Source organism: Cryobacterium inferilacus (assembly GCF_019599185.1).
GTDB classification, from domain to species: domain Bacteria; phylum Actinomycetota; class Actinomycetes; order Actinomycetales; family Microbacteriaceae; genus Cryobacterium; species Cryobacterium inferilacus.
Genome location: NZ_JAIEUL010000013.1, coordinates 65,833 through 84,444, shown reverse-complemented (window position 1 = coordinate 84,444; position 18,612 = coordinate 65,833). Strand labels below are relative to the sequence as shown.

The window sequence follows — 18,612 nt, the reverse complement described above, 5'->3', positions numbered from 1 at the left end:
CGTGCCTGATTCCCGCTCCCCGTTCCGCCGGCCCATCGCCCTGTGGGCGGGATTCATCGTTGTGCACGCCGCGCTCATCGCCCTGAACCTCAGCGGCGTGGGGTGGCCCCTCGGCGATGTGGAACGGGTCTACCTCGGCTGGGCGGAGGGCACCGTTTCGGGCACCAGTCGGCTCGCGGTCGACACCGACTTCGTCTACCCGATCCTCGCGCTCGCCCCGATCCTGGCCGCGCTGGCCTTCGGCTCCCCGGTGTACGCCCTGACCTGGCTGGGGCTGGTGACGGTGATCAACGGCGCCGCCTTCGCCATGCTGCTCGGCCGGCGACCAGGACCGGCCGCCGCTGCCGCCGCCTGGTGGTGGTTGGTCTTCCTGCTGCTGCTCGGCCCGGTCGGGCTCGCCCGGATCGACTCGGTCACCGCGCCGTTGGCGATCATGGGGCTGCTGTGGCTGCGCACCCGGCCGGTCGCCGGTGCCGTGCTGCTCACCCTGGCCACCTGGGTGAAGGTGTGGCCGGTGGCGGCCATCGCCGCCCTGGCGGTGGCCTCCACCCGGCGCTGGCAGGTCATCGCCGCGTTCGCCGGCACCTCGGTCGCGATCATCGGATTCGCGCAGCTCTTCGGCAGCGGGCTGAGAATCCTGAGCTTCGTCACCGAGCAGACCAACCGGGGGCTGCAGATCGAGGCGCCCGTGGCATCCTGGTGGCTCTGGCAGTCCGCCATGGGGCTGCCGGGCACCCTGGTCTACTACGACCAGGAGATCCTCACCTACCAGGTCACAGGAGCGGGCACGGATGCGGTCATCGCGGTGATGACCCCGCTGCTCGGAATCACCGTCGGCGTCGTGCTGCTGCTGGGCTGGCGGGCCCATCGGGCGGGTGCCGAGGTGCAGGCCCTGTTCCCGCCGTTGTTCTTCGCCCTGGTGCTGACCCTGATCGTGGTCAACAAGGTGGGTTCGCCCCAGTTCATGACCTGGCTGGCCGCCCCGATCCTGGTCGGCCTGATCACCGCGCCGAGGGCGTGGCGCGCCCCTGCCGCCATCACCCTGCTCATGGCCGCGCTCACCCACCTGGTCTACCCGTACTTCTACGACGGGCTGCTCGCCACGACGCCCGTCATGGTGTTCGTGCTGACCCTGCGCAACCTGCTGGAGCTGGTGTTGTTGGTCTGGATGATCGTGCGGATCGTCCGGCTCGGCAGCCCGTCCGCCGGCCAGACCCCCACCCACCCCGGTGTCAACGGGCACCGGCTGATCCTGAAGGAGTAACCATGCTCGTCGCATTCTCAGTGGCCCCGAGCGGAACCGGGCGCGCAGACGGCTCAGTGCACGATGCCGTCGCCGCGGCCGTGAAAATCGTCCGTGAGTCCGGCCTGCCTAACCGCACAACCAGCATGTTCACCGAGCTCGAAGGCTCGTGGGACGACGTCTTCGACGTCGTGAAACGGGCAACGGAGGCCGTGGCGCCGTTCGGCTCTCGGATCTCGCTCGTGCTCAAGGCCGACATCCGGCCCGGCTTCGAGGGTGAGCTGGACGCCAAGGTGGACCGACTGGAGCGGGCGCTGGAGGGTTCGGAGGAACCCTCGGGGGACTAGCCCAACCGGTTCGCGGTCGGCAGCCCCGTAGTCTGGGGCGATGCCCTCACTGACCTCTGGGGCGGCGCAGCTGTCGCCGGCCCGCATCCGTTTCGCCCTGCTCGCCCTCGCCCTCGGCGGCTTCGCGATCGGGGCCACGGAGTTCGTGGCGATGGGGCTGCTGCCCAACCTCGCCGCCGACCTGCTGCCCGGCCTGTACGCGTCGTCGCCCGACACCGCGAACGCGCAGGCCGGCTGGCTGATCTCGGCGTACGCCCTCGGCGTGGTCGTCGGGGCACCGACCATCGCGGCCGCGGCGGCCCGCTGGCCGCGGAAGCAGCTGCTGTTGGCCCTGCTCGCGGCGTTCACCGTCGCCACCCTCGCCTCAGCGCTGCTGCCGAGCTTCGGCCTGGTGTTGGTCGCCCGGTTCGTTGCCGCCCTGCCGCACGGCGCCTACTTCGGCATCGCATCGCTCGTCGCTGCCGAACTGATGGGCCCGGGCAAACGAGCCCGAGGCGTCGCCATCGTGCTGTCCGGCCTCACCATCGCGAACGTCATCGGGGTGCCGTCGATCACCTGGCTCGGCCAGGTCGCCGGCTGGCGGGTGGCCTATGTGGCGGTGGCCGCGCTGTTCGCCACGACCTTCATCGCGGTGATCGTGGCGGTGCCGTTCCAGTCCGGCAACCCCGGTGCAACCATGCGCAGCGAGCTGAGGGCGTTCGGCCGGTTGCAGGTCTGGCTGGCGCTCTCGATCGGGGCCGTGGGCTTCGGCGGCCTGTTCGCGGTGTACACCTATGTGGCACCGCTCGTGATCGAGATCACCGGGCTGCCGGCCATGGCGGTGCCGCTCGTGCTCGTGGTGGTGGGCCTGGGCATGACGGTGGGCAACCTCGTCGGCGGAGCCCTGGCCGACCGCAGCGTGCGGCGCACCATGTACGCCTTCTTCGCGGTGATGATCGCGGCGCTGCTGCTGCTCGCGTTCTCGGCCCAGACCCTGCCGGGGCTGCTGATCGGGGTGTTCCTGGTCGGCGGGGCGGCGGCAGCGCTGTCGCCGACCATCCAGACCAGGCTGATGGATGTGGCCCACGACAGCCAGTCGATCGCCGCGGCCCTCAACCACTCGGCGCTCAATCTCGGCAACGCGTTGGGCGCCTACCTCGGCGGTGTGGTCGTGGCCGCCGGCCTGGGCTACGTCGCCCCGGTCTGGGTGGGACTGGGCCTGAGCGTGCTGGGCGTCGTGCTGGCCGCCGTCACCTTCGCCATCGACCGTAACCGGCGCCGGCGTGGTGTGGACGTGCCGTACGGCACCCAGCTGATCGACGTGGTCAGCCAGGGCTGAGCTGGCCGGGGTCAGTCTGGTCAGTCGGACTGCAGCAGGATGCCGTCCTGGATGGCGCGCTTGCGCAGAGCCACCTTGGTGCCCACGTCGAATCCGGCCAGGCGGTACTTCTCGCGGATCCGCTTGAGGTAGGACTTCGCGGTCTCCTCGGAGATGCCGAGCTGGTGGGCGACGGCCTTGACCGGCTCTCCCGCGCCATAGAGCGCCATCACCCGGCGTTCCTGGGAGCTCAGCCGCGGTGAGGTGCCGGCGGAGCCGCTGTGCAGGGCCAGGTCGAGTTCGGCCGAGATGTACGACTCGCCCACGTTGGCGGCATGGATGGCGTCGACGATGGTGCCGGCTTCCTCGGTCTTGACGAGGTAACCGAGCGCGCCGGCGGCGAGGGCCTCACGCACGAGGGCCGGTTCGGAGTACGTGCTCATCAGCACGGTCTTCACGCCGGCCGTCTTGAGGGTGGAGATCTTCAGCGACACCGGGATGTTGTCCTTGAGGTCCAGGTCCAGGAGCACCACGTCGACGGGAAATTCCGGGTGGGTGAGGAGCTCGGGCCAGGTGGTCACGGCGGCGACCATGTTGATGTCGTCCGCGGCGCCCCTGATCCACTCGGTCAGCGCCCCCAGGAGCATCCGATGGTCGTCGACCAGTGCCAACCGGATAGGATTGCCGATGAGCGTCACTGCTGCGTTCGTCACTGCTGCCTCCTGTTGCGGTGTTTCCCCGTCGACTCGTTCTCGCACCGGCTGGCGCGATTACGCATCCGCGGGATTGTCAATACTGCATTCGATGTCCACGTGGAGTTGCCCACCTCTGACCGAATCGATGTGTGGGCCGACCGCACGGATAGCCTGCCACGTCTCCGGGTCCACCCGCCGCCGAGGAACACCCTCGATGACGATCTGGATCGGAAACCGCAGCATCTCGCCGACGGCATGGCCGCTGGTGCGGCCCAACGGCCCGAATACGAGCGAAACCGTCGGCTCCGCCCCATCCGTGTCGCTGATCAGAAGCCATATTGCCAGAAGAAGGGCGTCGCGCTGCACCGGGGAGAGCTGGCCGGCCAGCCCGGCGGGGTCGTCCAGGTTCACGGCCGGGCCGAGAAACTCCGACTCGGTCAGCGCGTGGTGCAACCAGGTCTCCCGGCGGCCCTCGATCAGGTGCAGGCGCAGCTGGGTGGCCAGCGCCGCCGCCGCCGCAGACTTCGCCGTGCTCAACGGCAGGGCGGTACGGCCTGTGGCAACGTCATCGAGCAGTGTTTCGGCATCGAGGTCGATGCGAGCGAGCTCCTCGGAGGCGAGCATTCCAACCGCGGTGGAGGACTGGGTGACGGTGCTCTGCACCAGCACGAGGTCGAGCTCGCGTTGCACCATCCGTCGGAAGTTGCGCGCAACGGCCACCCCCAGCACTGGGGGGAAAACGGTCAGGCCGATTGTGAGGATCGCCGGGGCCAGGGCGAAGGCGTCGCCGCGGTCGACGGTGAGCGACCCGGCCGCGACCACCGCGCCGAGCACCAGCGTCGCGGCCACGATGTCCCGGCCGCGGCGCACGGTGACCAGGGTGGCGAACAACGCGCCGACCGCCGCGGCCGCCGTCGGGTACGCGCCCACGGTGGCGCCGCTGCCATAGCCGGCCAGGTCGAGACCGACCACGATTTCGCCGACGGCCAGGACGGTGAGGAAGAGCCAGGTGGGCAGCCGATTGGACACCCGGTTGGTGTAAACCAGGGTGGCGGCACCGGCAACGAGGAGGACCACCCAGGCGGCCAGTGCGGGCATGGGATCCGCGTAGAGGTCCCACTGCGAGGCGAACTGCCAGAGCAGGAACAGGGCGACGAAGCTGCCGCTCAGCGAGATACCGACGCCCAGGTGGCGTCCGCCCAGTCCGGTGCGGTTGGCGCGGGCGGTGTCGACGGTGCGCTGGGGGCGGCGGAAGGTGCGCCGGCGTTCGTTTCGTTGGTCATCAAGCAGCTGCCGATACGCGCGCGCGGCGGGATCGGGGACGCCACCGGCCGTGACGGTCTCGGCCGCGGGGGAGCCCGGCGTCACTTGGGCACCTCGAGAACCACGGTCGTTCCGGCGCCGGGGGAGGAGAACAGGCGGGCGCTGCCGCCGACATCTCGGAGCCTGGCCACCACGGACTCGGCGAAGCCCAGCCGTTCGGTGCTGACGGCCGTGAGATCGAACCCTCTGCCGGCATCTGTCACCATCGCCCGCACCGTGGTGTCGTCATCGGAGATGGTGACGTCGGCACGGTTGACGCCGGAGTGCCTGCGGACGTTCTCCAGGCATTCGCCGAGCGCGAGGAGGAAGGAATCGAGGACGTCGCCGGGCAGGAGCAGCTGACCGCTGCCGTGCCAGTCGACCTCGAGGCCCATCCGGCCGAAACGCTGCTTGACCGATTCCAGGGTGCTGCCGAGCGTGGACGCGGTCACCGATTCCAGGGTGTACACCCCGGAGCGGCTGGGAGTGGGCAGAGCGCCCAGGCGCAGTTGCCGAAGCAGGTGGGCGTCGTCGCCGGACTGCTGCCGGAGCGCGGCGGGGGTGACACCGACCCCGGAATGCGCGAGCAGGGTGAGGGTGGCCAGGACGGTGTCGTGCAGCAGCCTGGCGCCTTGCCGGCGCTGGGCCTCCAGCTCGCTGGCATGCCGTTCTGCCCGGTGGGCCCGACCGATCGCGGCGATGCGCTGCAGCACCCTGGGCACGCTCTGCGCGATCCACCAGCCGCCCAGTGACACCGCCGCCCAGCCGCTCACAGCGAGGGCAAGCGGCAGCACCGACCCGCCCGCCGAGATCGTCACCAGTGACACGCAGGCCACGGTGAGGCCGAACGAGGCGAACAGGATGACCTGCCGGCGCGACCCGACCACCAGCACCGGCGCGACGCAGCCGACCACGGCGGCCGCCACGCAGCCGATCAGGGCCTCCTCGACGAGGTTGAGGCCGACCGCTTCCGTCGACAGGAGACCGACCAGGAGGATGACGGTGTTGCCGGACAGCACGATCGGCACCACCCACCGCATGGCGCCGCTGCGACCGAGCAGGTATTGGCAGGCCAGGATGATCAGGCTCAGGGGGACCACCGCGAGAATGACGGGCACCCTGACGCCGCCGGGAACCGCCAGGTAGGCGAGCGCGGTGACCGAGCCGGCCACACCGGTCACCCGGGCGGTCCGGCGAAGAACGCGGTCTCGCTCTTTGGCGATGCGTGGCATGCGACTGTGGCTCCTTGTGAGTGCTCTACCTGCACCTTATCGGCCCGTGCGGATTTTTTAGCCGGGATGACGAGGACTTTTTGTGGGGATAACGCGGATCAGGACGAGCCCGCTGACCAGCGCCATGGTGACGGCCATCAGGATGCCGGCGAGCACGCCGATCACCAGCACGAGCAGGGCAGGCTGGCCGGGCTGCCACAACGGGGTGGCGACGGCGAAGAACACGGCCAGGCCGACGCACCAGGCCATCGCACTGCCGACGATCCACCACGGTGCCGTCCGGCTGTGCCGGCGAAGTTCGGTGTACTGGGCGACGCCGATGACGGTGATCAGCACAGCGACGGTCACCAGGCCGCCGACCACCTGCCCTGGCACCGGCCAGCGCAGCCAGACATCCGCCCACTCGGCCGGGAGCAGGCCGATGAACCAGGCCACGGCCGCCGCGAGTGCGGTGGCACCCACCCACCTGGACCTGTTCACCGCCGGCAGGCGGCTCCGCAGAACGGTGGCCTGGGTCCAGCCGAGCACGGCGCCCTCCAGCGCACCGGCCATGATCAGCAGAGGCGCCCGGATCGAGGACGCGCCGAAGACCAGCTGGGTCAGCGCCGGCGCCAGGAAACCCACGCTCTCGCCCAGGGTGACCCAGAACAGCCAGTAACGCAGGAACCTGTCGTCGGGGTGCCGCGGCACCGGGAAGGGCAGCAGCCTATCGACTGTCATGGGACGTGTTGACGGTGCCGGGATCGTACTCACCCTGGTCGAGCCGGAACGGCGGGTACTCGTCGCGCATCAGGGCGGTGTACACGATCACCCGGTACACCCAGCGGTTGAGGCCCAGGATCAGGTCGAACAGGCCCCGGCGGTAGCGACCGCTGAACAACAGGATGACGGCGGCGATTATGACGAGCGCGGTCAGCAGCGAAATGCCGGCCGCCGTGCCGCGGACCCAGGCGTACTCGTCCCAGGTCCAGGCCCAGGTGCCGCCGGTGAAGATCGCCACGATGACGAGGTGCGGGATAACCAGCAGCCACCACTTCGCCAGAACCAAGCCGTGGGACAGCCGCTCGGGGTAGTCCACCTCGAGGTCGGCCGGATAGTCGGTGGCGGCCAGGGTGAACGGCGGGTACCTGTCGGTGCCGAGCGCGGAGTACGAATAGAAGCCCACCCGCCAGTTCCAGCGCAGCACCCCGACGTTGTAGTTGAAGATCGCCCGGGGGTACCGGCCGGTGAAGAGGATGGCGAAGCCGGCGATGACGGTGCTCACCAGGAACCCGACCCAGAGGAAGAACAGCACGATGAGGTGCGGGATCACGAGGAGCCACTTGACCAGCCAGAGGGCGCGGGACAGGTCGGGGTCGAGGCGGCCGTTCAGCCTGGCCGGGTGCTCCGCGCCCGGCCGGTCGGGATCGACGGGCACCGCAGGGGCTCCGGGCCCCGAGCGGCTCGACGGCGACGGTCCGCTGCGGCCGAGCCCGATGACACCGAGGATCACCAGGGCCAGGCCCAGAAGCAGGGTGAGGACGCCGGCGATCAGCAGTGCCGTCGCCGCCGGAGCCAGGAGACCGCTGCGCACCCCGGCCTGCAGGTCGACGTCGACGCTTCGGCCGGCATCCGCGTTCATCACCACGACGGCCCAGGTTCCCGGTTGCACCTGCCAGATCACCTCCTGGCTGCCGGTGCCGCTTGCCGACTCCACCCAGAAGTCCTGGTCAGCGGGCGGCTCGGGACGGTCCTGCCCGGTGATGTCTGCGTACCGCACCCGCAGCGGGTCGGTCTGGATGCCGCGCACCTCGGTGTGGTTGACTCCGGCCAGATAGGAGTCGACGTCGGACCGCGGGGCAATCCCGATGAACACGGCGTCGGTACCCGAGCCGGTCGCCTCCAGCCGGATGCGGGCGATGTCCAGATTGAGCGGTGCGGGCGTGTCTGCGCTGGTGACCGGGCCGAGGGTGGGGCTGGTGAGAGCGTAGCTGTCGGTGCTGAAGTTGAGCGTGCGGGTGGAGAAGTAGCCGTCGCTGCCCTGAGCGCTGTTGGCGACGGCCGCGACGGTGCCGGCGGTGATCAGCCCGACTCCGATCAGGGTCAGGAGCGTGCCGAGCAGGAGCATGATCAGGGGGCCGGGTTTCATGAGGACGGGTCCTTTCCGCACGGGCCGAACGCAGTCAGACTTCTCCCGTCCGGCCCCCCTGTCAACCCGCGCGGCTCACGGTCGGCTCAGGGTCTGCTCAGTCGAGCAGCCTGCGCAGCTGGGCGCCGACGGCGTCGCTCTCGATCAGAAAGCCGTCGTGCCCGTAGCCGGACTCCAGCACCACGGGCAGGCCTGGCCCCGGTCCGTATCCCAGCCCGTCCGTCAACCCGGCGGCGATGACGCGCTGACCCTCCACCGGGAACAACCGGTCACTGTCGATGCCGACCACCAGGGTACGCGCCCGAATCAGTGCCAGGGCGGCGGCGACTCCACCCCGATCCCGTCCGATGTCGTGCGAATTCATCGATTCGACCAGGGTGACGTAGCTGTTCGCGTCGAACCGGCGGGTGAACTTGTTGCCGTGGAAGTCCAGGTAGGACTCGACCGCGAACCGGCCGTTGCCGCCCAGCGGGCTGATGTCGCTCTGCCAGCTGCGCTGGAACCGCAGATTGAGCTCGGAGGGGCTGCGGTAGTTCAGCAGCGCCATCCGCCTGGCCAACGCCAACCCGCGGTTCGGGCCGGACCCGGCCTCGGCGTCGTAGTAGTCGCCGCCACAAAACAGCGGGTCGGTGCGAATGGCCTCGATCTGCACCGAGTTCAGGGCCACCTGGTCGGCCGTGGTCACCGGTGGTGCGGCCAGCACCGCCAGGCGGTCGACTCGGTCGGGGGTGCCGATGCCCCACTCGAGCGCGTGCATCCCGCCCATCGACCCGCCGACGACCGCCGCCCACCGCCGGATGCCGAGCCGGTCACTGAACGCGACCTGCGCGGCGACCTGGTCGCGGATGGTGAGATACGGGAACCGGGGTCCCCACTCCGACCCGTCGGGGGCGAGGGAGGCGGGACCGGTGCTGCCCTGGCAGCCGCCGAGCATGTTCGGCGCCACCACGAACCACCGGTCGGTGTCGATGGCCAGGCCGGGACCGACGATGCCGCTCCACCAGCCAGAGGTGGCGTGCCCCGGCCCCGCCGCACCGACCAGGTGGCTGTCCCCGGTGAGGGCGTGCAGAACGAGCACGGCGTTGTCGCCGGCGGGGGAGAGGTCGCCCCAGGTCTCGTAGGCGATCCGCACGGCACCGAGGTGCCCGCCGGCCTCGAGATCCAGCGCTCCCACGTCGACGAACCGGCGGTCGCCCACCGGGTCGCCGTCGCGCCATCCGCCCGTCACCGGGGGTTTGCCCAGCAGCGATCGCGCCTGCGCGTCGGTGACGAAGGTGGACGGGACGGTGTCCGCGGAGAATTGCCATTCCATACGGCTCCATTGTGGCCAGTTATCCCACCGAGCCGGGGATTGTTACGTCATACGGGTTCAGGCGTTCGCGCGGGACGCGATCACCACGGCGCGCGCAGCGGCCAGTCCAGCCTCGAGGTCGATGATCAGGTCGGCCACATTCTCGATACCGAGCGAGAGGCGCACCAGGCCAGGCGTGACTCCGGCGGTGAGCTGCTGCTCGGGGGAGAGCTGGGCGTGCGTGGTGGAGGCCGGGTGGATGACCAGCGAACGGACATCGCCGATGTTGGCGAGGTGGCTGAACAGGTTGAGGTTGTCGACCAGCGCGCGGCCGGCATCCACCCCGCCCTTGAGCTCGAAGGAGAGCACCGCGCCGACGCCGAGCGGCAGGTACTTGTTCGCCGCCGCGTACCAGGGGCTGGAGGGCAGGCCGGCGTAGTTCACCGAGGCGATGTCGGGGTGGTTCTCCAGGAACTCGGCGACGGTCTGCGCGTTGGCGACGTGCCTCTCGATGCGCAGGCTCAGCGTCTCGATGCCCTGGATGAGCTGCCAGGCGCTCGCCGGGGCGATGGCGGAGCCGAGGTCGCGCAGCAGCTGCACCCTGGCCTTGATGATGAAGGCGAGGCCGTCACCGACCGCGGCAGTGTAGCTCGCGCCGTGGTAGGACGGGTCCGGCTCGGTCAGCCCGGGGAACTTCTCCACGTTGTCCGACCACTTGAACAGGCCGCCGTCGACGACGACACCGCCGATGATGGTGCCGTGACCGCCGAGGAACTTGGTGGCCGAGTGCACGACGATGTCCGCGCCGTGTTCGAACGGGCGCAGCAGGTAAGGCGTGGCGATGGTGTTGTCCACGATCAACGGCACCCCGTTGCTGTGCGCGACCTCGGCGACGAGGGCGATGTCGAGCACGTTGATCTTGGGGTTGCCGATGGTCTCGGCGAAGAACAGCTTGGTGTTGGGCCGTACCGCGCGCGCCCACTCGGCGGCGTCATCCTGGTCTTCGACGAAGGTGGTCTCGATGCCCAGCTTGGCGAGGGTGTACTTGAATAGGTTGTAGGTGCCGCCGTAGATGGAACTGGACGACACGATGTGATCGCCGGCCTGCGCGATGTTGAGCACCGCGAAGGTGGACGCGGCCTGGCCGCTGGCCACCAGCAGGGCGCCGGTGCCGCCCTCGAGGGCAGCGACGCGCTCCTCGACCACGGCCTGGGTGGGGTTCTGGATGCGGGTGTAGATATTGCCGAATTCGGCCAGCGCGAACAGGTTCTGGGCGTGTTCGGCGTTGTTGAAGACGTAGGAGGTGGTCTGGTAGATCGGCGTGGCCCGCGCGTTGGTCACCGGGTCAGGCCGGGCCCCTGAATGGACCTGCTTGGTTTCGAACTTCCAGTCGGCGGTGTCGCTCATGGCTCGGTCTCCCTGATCGTGGTCGGGGCGGCTCCCCGGATGAATGCGGTGGTGCTCGGCAGCCGCGTCGCTTCTGCAGCAACCATAGGCAGCACCGTCCGCATCCGACAACGGTCGGTGCAACACGACGTCATTTACGGTTTGCGGGGCCCGTGCGGCAGAACGATCGTGCCGGTGTGCGTGGACGGCTCCTGCCGGAACAACCACTGCAACCGGGGTTCCACCAGCGGGCGGAAGATGCGCTTGACCTGCGGCAACGACAGCAACACCGAGATACCGATGGCCAGCAGGATGACGGCAGGCAGCATCCAGGCCGGCTGGGGGCCGTCGAGCACCCCGGTTTCGCGCAGCGGGTAGAGCAGGAAGGTGTGCAGCAGGTAGATGTACATGGTGGCCGCGCCGAGCGGGGTGAACCAGGTGGCGCGACGCGGCATCAGCATGAGGAAGGCGAGGATGAACGCGAACGAAGCCATCATCAGGGCCAGCCGGATCACCCCGGCCCAGAACTGGTCGTAGCCGAACTGCCAGTAGGCCTCGTCGTAGAGGGTGAAGCTGCGCAGCCGCAGGTCCCGCACGCCGACGATGTTGAGGGTGATGGCCACGGCCAGAGCGCCGAACAGGGCGATCGCGCCCGCCCGCCACCGCCACACGGCCGCGGGAGACAGGTGCGTCCACCTGGCGGTGAGCGGCCACTGCCGCAGCTTCCAGCCGAAGACGAAGAACGGCAGCAGCCCGAGGGTGCGGGAGAGCGAGAAGGTGCTGTCGATGTCGCCGACGTAGCCGGCGCCCACCGACACCGCGATGCTGATCAGCAACGGATAGCGCATCAGCACCAGGTAGGGCAGCACCACCCGCCAGATGGTCAGGGCGATCAGGAACCACAGCGTCCAGGACGGGCTGGAGTAGTCCAGTTGCAGGGTGCCGCTGAGCGCCCAGGAGACCAGCGTCCAGATGGTCTCGAAGATCAGGTACGGGAAGACGACGTCGGTGATCAGCCGGTGCATCTGCCGGGGGCCGGGCGGGCCGGACTTGGCGAAGTACCCGCTGACGGCCACGAAGACGGGCACGTGGAAGGCGTAGATGAACAGGTAGACGCCGTAGGCGGTGTCTGACTCGCCGATCAGTTTCAGGATCGCGTGACCGATCACCATCAGGGTGATGGCGATCCAGCGGGCGTTGTCCCAGAGGGGAACACGACGCTTGTGTTTGTGGGCCCCGGCGGGGGAGGGGGTCTCGGTCGGCGAACTCATCGGGTCCATTCTCCGGGCAGAATAGGCCAATGGGCAAAAAAAGAGTTGTGGTGACCGGGGCCAGTAGCGGAATCGGAGCGGCCACCGTGCGCCTGTTCCGCCGGCACGGCTGGGATGTGGTGGGTGTGGCCCGCCGCACCGACCGGCTGGCCGCGCTGGCCGAGGAGACCGGAGCCGCCGTGTTCACCGCCGACCTCACCGTGCAGGCCGACGTCGACGCCCTGCGGGACTACCTCGCCGAGACCGGCCCGGTGAACGCGCTGGTGAACAACGCCGGCGGCGCCAAGGGACTGGACTCGGTGGAGACCGGCTCCATCGACGACTGGGCCTGGATGTTCGAGATCAACGTGCTCGCCGTCAAGCGGGTCACCAGCGCCCTGCTGCCGTTGCTGCGCGCCTCGCTCACCGCACCGACCGATACCGACACGGATGCCGGCGCCGCCGCATCCGCCGACATCGTGAACATCACCTCGATCGCCGGCCACACCGCCTACATCGGCGGCGGAGGGTACAACGCGGCCAAGTTCGCCGCCCACGCCATGACCGAGGTGCTGCGGCTCGAGCTGAATGGGGAGCCGATCCGGGTGATCGAGGTGGCCCCCGGCATGGTGCAGACCGAGGAATTCGGCCTGGTGCGGTTCGGCGGTGACGTGGAGAAGGCCCAAGCGGCGTACGCCAACGTGGCCCACCCGATGGTGGCCGAGGACGTGGCCGCGACCGTCGTGGCCGCTGTTGAACTGCCGGCGCACGTGAACGTGGACCTGATCGTGGTCAAGCCTGTGGCGCAGGCTGCCCCGCACCTGGTCGCCCGCGGGCCGCTCCTGCCGCGCGGGTAACCCGCACAACTGTTCCCCGAACGGACAATTGCGCCCGGCGTACCGGGCGCAATTGTCCGTTTCGGCCACAGTTGTGGCGCGGAACCAGACGGGGCTAGTGGTTGCTCGCCTTCTCGGCGCCGAACCCGGTGAGGGAGCGCACCGCCATCTCGGCGGCGAGCTTCGGGTCCTCACGCTTGGTGCTCGTGACCGATCCGAGCCAGCCGAGGAAGAAGCCCAGCGGGATGGAGACGATGCCCGGGTTGTTCAGCGGGTAGATCGCGAAGTCCACGGCCTCGCCGAACATGGAGGTGGGCGTGCCGGAGAACACCGGCGAGAACACGATCAGCAGGACAGCCGAACCCAGGCCGCCGTACATGCTCCACAGGGCGCCGCGGGTGGTGAAGCCGCGCCAGAACAGCGAGTACAGGATGGTGGGCAGGTTGGCGCTCGCCGCGACGGCGAAGGCCAGGGCCACCAGGAACGCGATGTTCTGCCCCTGCACGCCGATGCCGCCGGCGATGGCGAGGATGCCGATCACCACGACGGTGCGCCGGGCGATCTTGACCTCGCCGTCGGGGTCACCCTTGCCCTTCTTGATCACGCTGGCGTAGATGTCGTGCGCGAACGAGGTGGCCGCGGTGATCGTGAGACCGGCCACCACGGCGAGGATGGTGGCGAAGGCGATCGCCGAGATGAAGCCGAGCAGCAGCGGACCGCCGAGGGCCAGCGACAGCAGCGGAGCGGCCGAGTTCACGCCTCCGGGCGAGGCGAGGATGGTGTCCGCACCGACGAGGGCAGCGGCGCCGAAGCCGAGCACCAGGGTGAACAGGTAGAACGCGCCGATCAGGAAGATCGCCCAGACCACGGAACGACGGGCCTCCCTGGCCGTCGGCACGGTGTAGAAGCGCATCAGCACGTGCGGCAGGCCCGCGGTGCCGAGCACCAGCGCGATGGCCAGCGAGATGAAGTCCAGCGGGTTGCCGCCGTACTGCAGGCCGGGAGCCAGGATCGATTCCCCGGGGGTGACCGCGGCGTTCGCGACCGCGGAGTCCAGCAAGGTGGACAGGTTGAACCCGTTGATCACCAGGACCCACACCGTCATGGCGCCGGCACCGATGATGAGCAGGAACGCCTTGACGATCTGCACCCAGGTGGTGCCCTTCATGCCGCCGATGAGCACGTACATGATCATCAGGCCGCCGACGACGGTGACCACGATGGACTGGCCGAGCTTGTCGTTGATGCCCAGCAGCAGCGAGACGAGCCCGCCGGCGCCGGCCATCTGGGCCAGCAGGTAGAAGAAGCACACCGCCAGGGTGGTGGTGGCCGCCGCGACCCGCACCGGACGTTGGGCCAGCCGGAAGGACAGCACATCCGCCATGGTGAACTTGCCGGTGTTGCGCATCAGCTCGGCCACCAGCAGCAGGGCAACGAGCCACGCCACCAGGAAGCCGATCGAGTAGAGGAAACCGTCGTAGCCGTTGACCGCGATGGCGCCGACGATACCGAGGAACGACGCCGCGGACAGGTAGTCGCCCGCGATCGCGAAGCCGTTCTGCGGCCCGGTGAAGGAGCGGCCGCCGGTGTAGTAGTCGGCGGCGGTGCGGTTGTTGCGGCCCGCCCGGATCACGATCACCAGGGTGACGGCCACGAAGGCCAGGAAGATCGAGATGTTCAGGATCGGGTTGTTCTCCGCCTGATCGGTGGTGGCCTCGGCGAACACCGTGGTGACTCCGGTCATGGTCGTGCTCAGGGCGATCATGCGGCGGCCTTCTGCTCGAGTTCGGCGCGCAGCTCGGCACCCAGCGGGTCGAGCACGCGGTTGGAGAACGCGACGTACCAGATGGTGATCGCGAAGGTGGTGACGAACTGGCCGAGCCCCAGGACCAGGCCCAGGTTGATGCTGCCGAACACCGGTCGCGCCATCACATCGGGCAGGTAGGCCGCCACGAGCACGTAGGCGAAGTACCAGACCAGGAAGAACACGGCCATCGGCACCACGAACCTCCGCCGCCGGCGTTGCAGGTTGACGAAGCGGTCGGTGGTCTCGAATTCGACATAGTCGATCGAGTCCTCCGGCCTGGTGTCTTTCAGTGATTCCTTCATTGGGGCTCCTTTGCTCCGGTGAAATGGGATTGCTGAGGAAACGAAACGTGACTGTGCCCGATGCGGACAATTGCGCCCGGTGTGCCGGGACCAGTTGTCCGCACGGGGAACAGTTAGTCGGGGGCCGGGTGGGCGGCGTCGGGACGGGGTGGGGTGGTGCGCGTGGATCCGGTGCGGTCGGTCATGGGGTGAACCTCTCCATCGAAGCCCTCATGTATACACAGCGTGCGGTAAGCGTGCGGGTAGTTTGGCACAAACGGCGCAATAGGGGAATAGGATGCGCTTGTGTATACAGAGACCGTGGGGTCCGCACCGGAGCGGGCCAGTGAACGGGCCTACCGGGTGCTTCGCGGCGAGATCGTCGACGGGGTGCTGGCGCCCGGTACCGTGCTGCTCGAGGTGGAACAGGCCGCCAGATTGGGCGTCTCCCGCACCCCGCTGCGCTCGGCCGTGGCACGGCTGGTGGCCGACGGCCTCGTCGCCGGAAGGAGCGGCAGGGGCTTCTCGGTCACCGAGATGTCGATGGAGTCGATCACCGACCTGTACGAACTGCGCGAGGCTCTCGAGGAGCGGGCAGCGGCCCTCGCCGCCCGGTGCGGTGACCGGTCGGCGTTCCGGATGCTGCGCGCGGGCTTCGTGGCCGCGCCGCAGCTGCTCGAGGCCGGCGAGAGCGGCATCCAGGAGTACTACGCCCTCATCGACCGGTTCGACGCTGCCATCGACGGCGCCGTCGGCAACCCGTTCCTGGTGGGAGCCCTCAGCGCCGCACGCACCCACCTGGCCCGCATCCGTCGGGTGGCCCGCGGCAACCCGGTGCGCCTGCGCGCCGCGGCGGCCGAGCACCTCTTGATTCTCGACGCGATCGTCGACGGGGATGCGGCGCTCGCCGCGCACGCCACCCACGTGCACCTGCACCTCAGCCTGGCCAGTGTGCTCGCCACCCTCGACCAGGCCCAGACCACTCCCTGACCCCGACCGAAAGGACCACCCCGTGCAGAGCACCCACGTGCGCGTTCACCGAAGCGGCGAGAACCTCGCCCGCACCGATCAGCTGGCCTGGCGCATCGCCGCCTGCGCGGCCGACCCGGTCGAGGTCGACGGTACCGTCACCGAGATGATCATCAACCGGGTGATCGACAACGCCGCCGTCGCCGCCGCGTCGCTCACCCGCGACCCCGTCGTCGCCGCCAGGGCACAGGCCCTCGCGCACCCCCGATCCAGGGGCGGTGCGGGCAGCACCGTGTTCGGCCTGCCCGGCGACACCCGGCTCTCGCCGGAATGGGCGGCCTGGGCCAACGGTGTGGCCGTGCGCGAACTCGACTACCACGACACCTTCCTCGCCGCAGAGTACTCGCACCCCGGCGACAACATCCCGCCGATCGTGGCGGTGGCCCAACACCTGGCCGAGGCCCGCGGACTCACCGGCCGCGAGCTGGTGCGCGGAATCGCGACCGGCTACGAGGTGCAGATCGACCTGGCCAGATCGATCAGCCTGCACAAGCACAAGATCGACCACGTCGCCCACCTCGGCCCGTCCGCCGCCGCTGGCATCGGCACCCTGCTGGGCCTGGACCCCGACACGATCTTCCAGGCCGTCGGCCAGGCCCTGCACACCACCACGGCCACCCGGCAGTCCCGCAAGGGCGAGATCTCCAGCTGGAAGGCGCACGCGCCAGCGTTCGCCGGCAAGATGGCCGTCGAAGCGGTGGACCGTGCCATGCGCGGCCAGACCAGCCCGACCCCGATCTACGAGGGCGAGGACGGCGTGATCGCCTGGCTGCTCGACGGGCCTGACGCCGGCTACGACGTGGCCCTGCCCGCCGCCGGGGAAGCCAAACGGGCGATTCTGGACAGCTACACCAAGGAGCACTCCGCCGAATACCAGGCGCAGGCCCTGATCGACCTGGCCAGGAAGCTGCACCGTGAACACCCCGAGATCCTACGGCCGGGTGCCATCGCGAGCATCGTCATCCACACCTCGCACCACACCCACAACGTGATCGGCTCCGGCGCCAACGACCCGCAGAAGTACGACCCGCGCGCCAGCCGGGAGACCCTGGACCACTCGATTCCGTACATCTTCACCGTGGCGCTGCAGGACGGCGCCTGGCACCACGTGGACTCCTACCGGCCCGAGCGGGCCGGCCGGGCCGACACCGTGGCCCTGTGGACCACGGTGAGCACGAGCGAGGACCCCGAGTGGACCCGCCGCTACCACTCCACCGACCCCGCAGAGAAGGCCTTCGGCGGCCGGGTGGAGATCACCCTCACCGACGGCACCCGCCTGGTCGACGAGCTCGCCGTGGCGGATGCGCATCCGCTCGGTGCCAGACCCTTCGTGCGCGCCGACTACGTGGCCAAGTTCCGGCTGCTGGCCGGCACGGTGCTCGAGCCGGGTGAGATCGACCGCTTCCTGCACCTGGCCGAGCGTCTGCTCGAGCTCTCCAGCACCGAACTGGGCGAGCTCACCCTGGTGGCCCGCCCCGGAATCGTCGACCCGCGCCCCACCCCGAACGGAATCTTCTGATGCTCTACTCCACACTCACCCCCGCCGCCAAGCGCGAGAAGCTCCGCGCCGACCTCGCCGGCGGCGGCCTGCTGCGCTTCCCCGGCGCGTTCAACCCGCTGAGCGCCAAGCTGATCCAGGCCAAGGGCTTCGAGGGCGTCTACATCTCCGGAGCCGTGCTCGCCGCAGATCTCGGCCTGCCCGACATCGGCCTGACCACCCTCACCGAGGTCGCCGGCCGCAGCCAGCAGATCTCCCGGATGACCGATCTGCCCGCCCTCGTGGACGCCGACACCGGCTTCGGCGAACCGATGAACGTGGCCCGCACCGTGCAGACCCTGGAGGACGCCGGCGTGGCCGGCCTGCACATCGAGGACCAGGTCAACCCCAAGCGCTGCGGGCACCTGGACGGCAAACAGGTGGTCGACACCGACACCGCGCTCAAGCGCATCCGCGCCGCCGTCGACGCCCGCCGGGATGCGAACCTGCTGGTGATGGCGCGCACCGACATCCGCGCCGTCGACGGCCTGGCCGCCGCGATCGACCGTGCCAAGGCGCTGGTGGATGCCGGCGCCGACGCGATCTTCCCCGAGGCCATGGGCACCCTGGCCGAATTCGAGGCGATCCGGGCAGCGGTCGACGTGCCGATCCTGGCCAATATGACCGAGTTCGGCAAGAGCGAACTCTTCAGGGTCGACCAGCTCGAGGGCGTCGGCATCAACATCGTCATCTTCCCGGTCTCACTGCTGCGCCTGGCCATGGGCGCGGCCGAGCATGGCCTGGACACCATCATCGCCGAGGGGTCGCTGACCGGCGCCCTGCCGGCGATGCAGACCCGTGCCGAGCTCTATCAGCTGCTCGACTACGAGGCCTACAATCGGTTCGATTCGGGGATCTTCAACTTCACTCTGAGCGGACACGACGGCTGACCCCGCACCGAAACGGCACCAACAGAAGCACCACCAGCACGGCCAGAAGCACAGGACGCAA

The 18,612-nt window shown here is 69.3% G+C and carries 17 protein-coding genes; 7 read left to right on the top strand and 10 right to left on the bottom strand.

All coding sequences use genetic code 11. The features are described from left to right. Position 1: 1 nt before the first annotated feature. From K2F54_RS12695 to K2F54_RS12685, 3 genes are read left to right on the top strand one after another with little or no spacing between them, the layout of a single operon-like run. A complete protein-coding gene (locus K2F54_RS12695; protein ID WP_220606232.1) occupies positions 2-1,264 on the top strand; it encodes a glycosyltransferase 87 family protein in 1,263 nt (420 codons plus the stop codon). A gap of 2 nt (positions 1,265-1,266) precedes the next feature. Continuing rightward, positions 1,267-1,590 carry a thiamine-binding protein gene (locus K2F54_RS12690; RefSeq protein ID WP_220606231.1) on the top strand — a complete coding sequence of 108 codons (324 nt, stop codon included), beginning with the start codon at positions 1,267-1,269 and terminating at the stop codon, positions 1,588-1,590. A gap of 40 nt (positions 1,591-1,630) precedes the next feature. Then, positions 1,631-2,908 (top strand): MFS transporter, encoded by a 1,278-nt coding sequence (locus K2F54_RS12685; RefSeq protein WP_220606230.1) that lies wholly within the window; start codon positions 1,631-1,633, stop codon positions 2,906-2,908. Between the two features lie 20 nt (positions 2,909-2,928). Here the strand turns inward: K2F54_RS12685 and K2F54_RS12680 are convergent, their stop codons facing one another. The 8 genes from K2F54_RS12680 to K2F54_RS12645 all read right to left on the bottom strand — a co-directional run bounded on the left by K2F54_RS12680 (position 2,929) and on the right by K2F54_RS12645 (position 12,192). Next, positions 2,929-3,600, bottom strand: coding sequence for a response regulator (locus K2F54_RS12680; RefSeq protein ID WP_308287644.1), 672 nt, complete (start codon positions 3,598-3,600; stop codon positions 2,929-2,931). Between the two features lie 57 nt (positions 3,601-3,657). Continuing rightward, positions 3,658-4,950, bottom strand: coding sequence for a hypothetical protein (locus K2F54_RS12675; protein WP_220606229.1), 1,293 nt, complete (start codon positions 4,948-4,950; stop codon positions 3,658-3,660). Then, positions 4,947-6,116 carry a sensor histidine kinase gene (locus K2F54_RS12670; RefSeq protein ID WP_220606228.1) on the bottom strand — a complete coding sequence of 390 codons (1,170 nt, stop codon included), beginning with the start codon at positions 6,114-6,116 and terminating at the stop codon, positions 4,947-4,949. The genes K2F54_RS12675 and K2F54_RS12670 overlap by 4 nt, the downstream gene beginning before the upstream one ends. A gap of 57 nt (positions 6,117-6,173) precedes the next feature. Then, positions 6,174-6,836 carry a hypothetical protein gene (locus tag K2F54_RS12665; RefSeq protein WP_220606227.1) on the bottom strand — a complete coding sequence of 221 codons (663 nt, stop codon included), beginning with the start codon at positions 6,834-6,836 and terminating at the stop codon, positions 6,174-6,176. Further along, positions 6,823-8,244 carry a DUF4389 domain-containing protein gene (locus tag K2F54_RS12660; protein ID WP_220606226.1) on the bottom strand — a complete coding sequence of 474 codons (1,422 nt, stop codon included), beginning with the start codon at positions 8,242-8,244 and terminating at the stop codon, positions 6,823-6,825. The genes K2F54_RS12665 and K2F54_RS12660 overlap by 14 nt, the downstream gene beginning before the upstream one ends. 97 nt (positions 8,245-8,341) lie before the next feature. Beyond that, positions 8,342-9,556: a homoserine O-acetyltransferase MetX gene (gene metX / locus K2F54_RS12655; RefSeq protein WP_220606225.1), complete on the bottom strand. Its 1,215-nt coding sequence runs from the start codon at positions 9,554-9,556 to the stop codon at positions 8,342-8,344. Positions 9,557-9,613: 57 nt separating this feature from the next. Beyond that, positions 9,614-10,942 (bottom strand): bifunctional o-acetylhomoserine/o-acetylserine sulfhydrylase, encoded by a 1,329-nt coding sequence (locus tag K2F54_RS12650; protein WP_220606224.1) that lies wholly within the window; start codon positions 10,940-10,942, stop codon positions 9,614-9,616. A 134-nt stretch (positions 10,943-11,076) separates the two neighbouring features. After that, positions 11,077-12,192, bottom strand: coding sequence for an acyltransferase family protein (locus K2F54_RS12645; RefSeq protein ID WP_220606223.1), 1,116 nt, complete (start codon positions 12,190-12,192; stop codon positions 11,077-11,079). Between the two features lie 29 nt (positions 12,193-12,221). Here K2F54_RS12645 and K2F54_RS12640 point away from each other — a divergent pair, with 29 nt between their 5' ends. Beyond that, a complete protein-coding gene (locus K2F54_RS12640; RefSeq protein ID WP_220606222.1) occupies positions 12,222-13,028 on the top strand; it encodes an SDR family NAD(P)-dependent oxidoreductase in 807 nt (268 codons plus the stop codon). 94 nt (positions 13,029-13,122) lie between these two features. Here the strand turns inward: K2F54_RS12640 and K2F54_RS12635 are convergent, their stop codons facing one another. Continuing rightward, positions 13,123-14,751, bottom strand: a complete 1,629-nt coding sequence (locus K2F54_RS12635) for a solute symporter family protein (RefSeq protein ID WP_220606270.1) — start codon at positions 14,749-14,751, stop codon at positions 13,123-13,125. 17 nt (positions 14,752-14,768) lie between these two features. Continuing rightward, positions 14,769-15,116, bottom strand: a complete 348-nt coding sequence (locus K2F54_RS12630) for a DUF485 domain-containing protein (RefSeq protein WP_220606221.1) — start codon at positions 15,114-15,116, stop codon at positions 14,769-14,771. Positions 15,117-15,401: 285 nt separating this feature from the next. Between K2F54_RS12630 and K2F54_RS12625 the strand changes: the two genes are divergently transcribed. The 3 genes from K2F54_RS12625 to prpB are packed head-to-tail and all read left to right on the top strand — an operon-like array spanning position 15,402 to position 18,551. Then, positions 15,402-16,085, top strand: a complete 684-nt coding sequence (locus K2F54_RS12625; protein WP_308287643.1) for a GntR family transcriptional regulator — start codon at positions 15,402-15,404, stop codon at positions 16,083-16,085. A 22-nt stretch (positions 16,086-16,107) separates the two neighbouring features. Further along, a complete protein-coding gene (locus tag K2F54_RS12620; RefSeq protein WP_308287642.1) occupies positions 16,108-17,643 on the top strand; it encodes an MmgE/PrpD family protein in 1,536 nt (511 codons plus the stop codon). Continuing rightward, on the top strand, positions 17,643-18,551 hold the full coding sequence (gene prpB, locus K2F54_RS12615) for a methylisocitrate lyase (protein ID WP_220606219.1): 909 nt from the start codon (positions 17,643-17,645) through the stop codon (positions 18,549-18,551). The genes K2F54_RS12620 and prpB overlap by 1 nt, the downstream gene beginning before the upstream one ends. Positions 18,552-18,612: the final 61 nt, after the last annotated feature.

Excerpts from the sequence above, each read along its gene's own strand:
- K2F54_RS12690 (WP_220606231.1), top strand. The coding sequence starts at position 1,267 with ATGCTCGTCGCATTCTCAGTGGCCCCGAGCGGAACCGGGCGCGCAGAC.
- K2F54_RS12685 (WP_220606230.1), top strand. The coding sequence starts at position 1,631 with ATGCCCTCACTGACCTCTGGGGCGGCGCAGCTGTCGCCGGCCCGCATC.
- K2F54_RS12670 (WP_220606228.1), bottom strand. The coding sequence starts at position 6,116 with ATGCCACGCATCGCCAAAGAGCGAGACCGCGTTCTTCGCCGGACCGCC.
- K2F54_RS12665 (WP_220606227.1), bottom strand. The coding sequence starts at position 6,836 with ATGACAGTCGATAGGCTGCTGCCCTTCCCGGTGCCGCGGCACCCCGAC.
- K2F54_RS12660 (WP_220606226.1), bottom strand. The coding sequence starts at position 8,244 with ATGAAACCCGGCCCCCTGATCATGCTCCTGCTCGGCACGCTCCTGACC.
- metX (WP_220606225.1), bottom strand. The coding sequence starts at position 9,556 with ATGGAATGGCAATTCTCCGCGGACACCGTCCCGTCCACCTTCGTCACC.
- K2F54_RS12650 (WP_220606224.1), bottom strand. The coding sequence starts at position 10,942 with ATGAGCGACACCGCCGACTGGAAGTTCGAAACCAAGCAGGTCCATTCA.
- K2F54_RS12645 (WP_220606223.1), bottom strand. The coding sequence starts at position 12,192 with ATGAGTTCGCCGACCGAGACCCCCTCCCCCGCCGGGGCCCACAAACAC.
- K2F54_RS12640 (WP_220606222.1), top strand. The coding sequence starts at position 12,222 with ATGGGCAAAAAAAGAGTTGTGGTGACCGGGGCCAGTAGCGGAATCGGA.
- K2F54_RS12635 (WP_220606270.1), bottom strand. The coding sequence starts at position 14,751 with ATGACCGGAGTCACCACGGTGTTCGCCGAGGCCACCACCGATCAGGCG.
- K2F54_RS12630 (WP_220606221.1), bottom strand. The coding sequence starts at position 15,116 with ATGAAGGAATCACTGAAAGACACCAGGCCGGAGGACTCGATCGACTAT.
- prpB (WP_220606219.1), top strand. The coding sequence starts at position 17,643 with ATGCTCTACTCCACACTCACCCCCGCCGCCAAGCGCGAGAAGCTCCGC.